Source organism: Denitromonas iodatirespirans (assembly GCF_018524365.1).
GTDB classification, from domain to species: Bacteria; Pseudomonadota; Gammaproteobacteria; order Burkholderiales; family Rhodocyclaceae; genus Nitrogeniibacter; species Nitrogeniibacter iodatirespirans.
Genome location: NZ_JAEKFT010000071.1, coordinates 1 through 3,063 on the forward strand (window position 1 = coordinate 1; position 3,063 = coordinate 3,063).

The 3,063-nt window shown below is 61.8% G+C and carries 4 protein-coding genes; all 4 read right to left on the reverse strand.

All coding sequences use genetic code 11. The features are described 5' to 3' along the window. Positions 1 to 251, reverse strand: a 251-nt coding sequence (locus I8J34_RS23820; protein ID WP_214364126.1) for a hypothetical protein, incomplete at its 3' end; no start/stop codon positions are given. Then, positions 218 to 1,165, reverse strand: coding sequence for a hypothetical protein (locus I8J34_RS23825; protein WP_214364127.1), 948 nt, complete (start codon positions 1,163 to 1,165; stop codon positions 218 to 220). The genes I8J34_RS23825 and I8J34_RS23820, both read right to left, overlap by 34 nt. A gap of 2 nt (positions 1,166 to 1,167) precedes the next feature. Next, positions 1,168 to 2,640: a hypothetical protein gene (locus I8J34_RS23830; RefSeq protein WP_214364128.1), complete on the reverse strand. Its 1,473-nt coding sequence runs from the start codon at positions 2,638 to 2,640 to the stop codon at positions 1,168 to 1,170. A 10-nt stretch (positions 2,641 to 2,650) separates the two neighbouring features. Next, positions 2,651 to 3,063 (reverse strand): DUF2345 domain-containing protein (locus tag I8J34_RS24765; RefSeq protein ID WP_230411985.1); only part of this gene is annotated, 413 nt, incomplete at its 5' end.

The following is a 3,063-nucleotide window of genomic DNA, read 5'->3' on the forward strand; positions in this document are numbered from 1 at the left end:
ACAAAGCCCAAGTAGATACTGCCACCGACCAGTACCACGCCGACGATGAGCCAGCCCACCGGCGTGAGCAGCAGGGTGCCGGTGCCGGCTGCCAGTGCGCCGCTGGCGTAGGTCAGGGCTGAGCCGCGGATGCTGTTGTCGGCCGAATTGGGGTCGATGACGCGGGTAGGGCCGGATTCATCCGGCCTGGGCGGATGTTGGCGGGATGAATCCCGCCCTACAGCTTCGGCGCCGACTGGTCCGGCGACCATTGCCAGAAGGTCTGGCCGTAGTCGCCGCCCACGGATGGCATGGTCTCGCCCTGTTTGAAGTATCGGCGGCTGTCGGGTTTGGCCGGGGTGAACCACCAGCCGGATTCCGGGCAGGGCTGGTTGGCGGGGACGTTGGGGCGGCCTTTGGGTGCGTCGGTGTTGCCCTGTGGGCCGCATCCGGAGCCGCCACCGCTGTCGGCGACGCGTTCGACCAGGGTCCAGACGGTATCGACGTCGTTGATGTTCTGAGTCGTCTTGGGATCGTATCCGGTCGATGCGTCCGTGGCATAGGTGCCGGTACAAAAGAACTGGGCGCTGGCCTCGTCGGCATCGGGCAGATAGACGCCAGTGACCTGGATCTCTTCATCGGTGGCGACTCGAACCTTGGGGTTGAGGCGGTAGACCGGCCACGTGGGGGGGGGGGCGAGCGGGCCGAAATCACTTTCGCTGTATCGCGTCGTCAGATCTCCCCAGACCCAGCCAATTTGATCTGTGAATGCAATGTTTGAGGCATATGTACTCGCCTTTCGGTACCCCTCGATAAAACGCGATAAGAACGGCTCAGGCATCCAGTCACATGGGTAGTCTCGCCCCTGTCCAGCAAACGCCGTATTGACGTTACCCGCGATTCCAATGGCCGAGCACTCGCCACTCAGCAAAGCGAGATAGGCTTCCTCCACCATCTGCAAGGTGTCGCGAAAGTTCGGCAGCACCACCGTTCCCCAGGTGATGTCCGGCTGCTGCCAGCGCGGGCGGCGCCGGTAGTCTGGCGGCAGGGTGCGCATGACTTCCGCGAGGCCATCTTCGGCCGCCTGCACCGTGGCGGCAAAGGCGTCCCGAAGCAGCTTGAAGTATTCCGCGCTGCTGTAACGTTCGAGCAGGTAGATTTCCTGCGGGATCAGCGGATTGGGCATAACTATTTCTTCTCGTACCAGTTGTTGGTGAGGGTCGGCACGCCGACCAGATCGAGTCCTTCTCCGAAGCTGTCGTAGCCCCACTCGGTGGGCTGGCGCGAGCCCAGGTGGGACTTGTCCAGGTCGCCCGGATCGAGCACGATCTGTTTGCCGCCGCCGGCCGTCCAGAAATGATTGCCCTTGTCGTCGGCCTTGATCAGATTGCCGTCGCGGTCCTTGAGCACCTGGGAGGCTGTTTCGCCTTCCCAGACCTTCAGTGGCTTGCCCGGCGGTACGGTGTAGGTGACGAACTCGCCGTTGCTGTTCCAGTTGGCCCACACGGCGAAACGGTCGCGCCAGTCGTCCTTGCTGCGAAGCTGGTCGAATTCTTCCTTGCGCATCCAGCAGATGCTGTTGTCGGCCGAATTGGGGTCGATCACGCGGTAGAGTACCGTGCCGGGTGGTATCTCTGCCGGTTCGAGCGTGTGGAAGGTATCGAATTTGTTTACGAGAACGGGACTCTGACTCGCTTTACTGATGTCTGGGTAGCCCTCTGGAATAGGCGGGCAAGTCCTTTTTGCGCGCTTGGGTGCGGTGCGCCGAACCTTCACCCACGGCGGCGTCTCCGCCTTCAACGCCGCGATCTCTGCTTCAAGTTGAGGCCGTTTGAAAGCGTGCGGATTGAGCGCATTGGTGCTCGCCCGGTAGGTCATGTCCGCTTCGACTTCCAGCCGTCGTGCGATGCGTTCGAGCATGTCCTGCAGGGGTTTAACGACCTCGGTGAGTTTGGTATGGGCCTTGTCCCGTACCGCCTGCACCTTGGTCAGTAGCTGCCCCACGCGGGTTTGCAGCGCGGCCGTGCCCCAGCGGTCCATCAACTCGGCCAGTTGTTTGAGGACGTCGATGATCGTGTCGAAGGCCTTGACCAGAGCGCTCGCGCTGGTGGCGTCTTTCAATACACGTGTCTTGCCGGCGAGATATTTGAAAACATTGTCGATCTTAAGGATCGCGAGCGTCCTGCGCACCGCCGGGTTGGCCAGGTGTTGGTTGAGCTTGACGATGCCCGCTTCGATGAACGGCCGAGTCGCTGCCCACACCGCGCCATCCAGCGCCTTGACTGCCCCGCTCGTGACCGCCTTGCGGGCGCCATTGAACACGATCTTCAGGCAGCCCTTGGCCAGCGAGCCGAGCACCGGGATCAAACCTACCAGGGTGATGGCGAGAGCGAACCAGTGCAGTTTGTTGTCGCTGTCCTCGCTGATGTTCTTGCAGTTGGCCACCACATCGCGCACGTCGCAGAGCTGATCGACGAAGGGGACCATGGAGATCACCATGCCGGTCGCCAGTTGTGCGGTGGTTTGTTCCTCAGCGAAGTCGCCTTGGAGCACCACCCATATCCACTCGGCGGCGGCCGAGAGATCCTGCCTAGCGTTCTGAAGCCAGCGATTAGGCGCAGCGGCGTACCAAGCGAGGGCGTTTTCGAGTTCATCCCACATCGTTCGGCCCTCAACCCAGACGTTGCTTTACGGCGGCAATCATGTCTTGGAGGGAGGTCCAAGGTTTTTCGCCAAGCGGTTCGCGCTGCTCATACTCCACGCGCAGCGCCTTGTCGGGCACGTCGTCATGGCGTGCGAATCCGTGTGCGTCGAGTCGACCACTGATGATCTGATTGCCCTCGAAAAAGAGCTTGTAGGCTTGGTCTTCGAACGGAAGACCTTCCGCGTCAAGGTGTTTGATCGCGATCCATGTCGGAACATTGACAGTGCCCGAAGGCATGACGGGAAGTTCGGCTGCCCCCCGTCCCGGCCCCTCAAACGCATTCCCCCCACCCTTGACGGAGAACTTGCCCGGGCAGGCGAAGGTGATATCCGCGCCTGAGAGCGTCACCGAGCTTTGGCCGGCTTTGAGGACGATCTGGC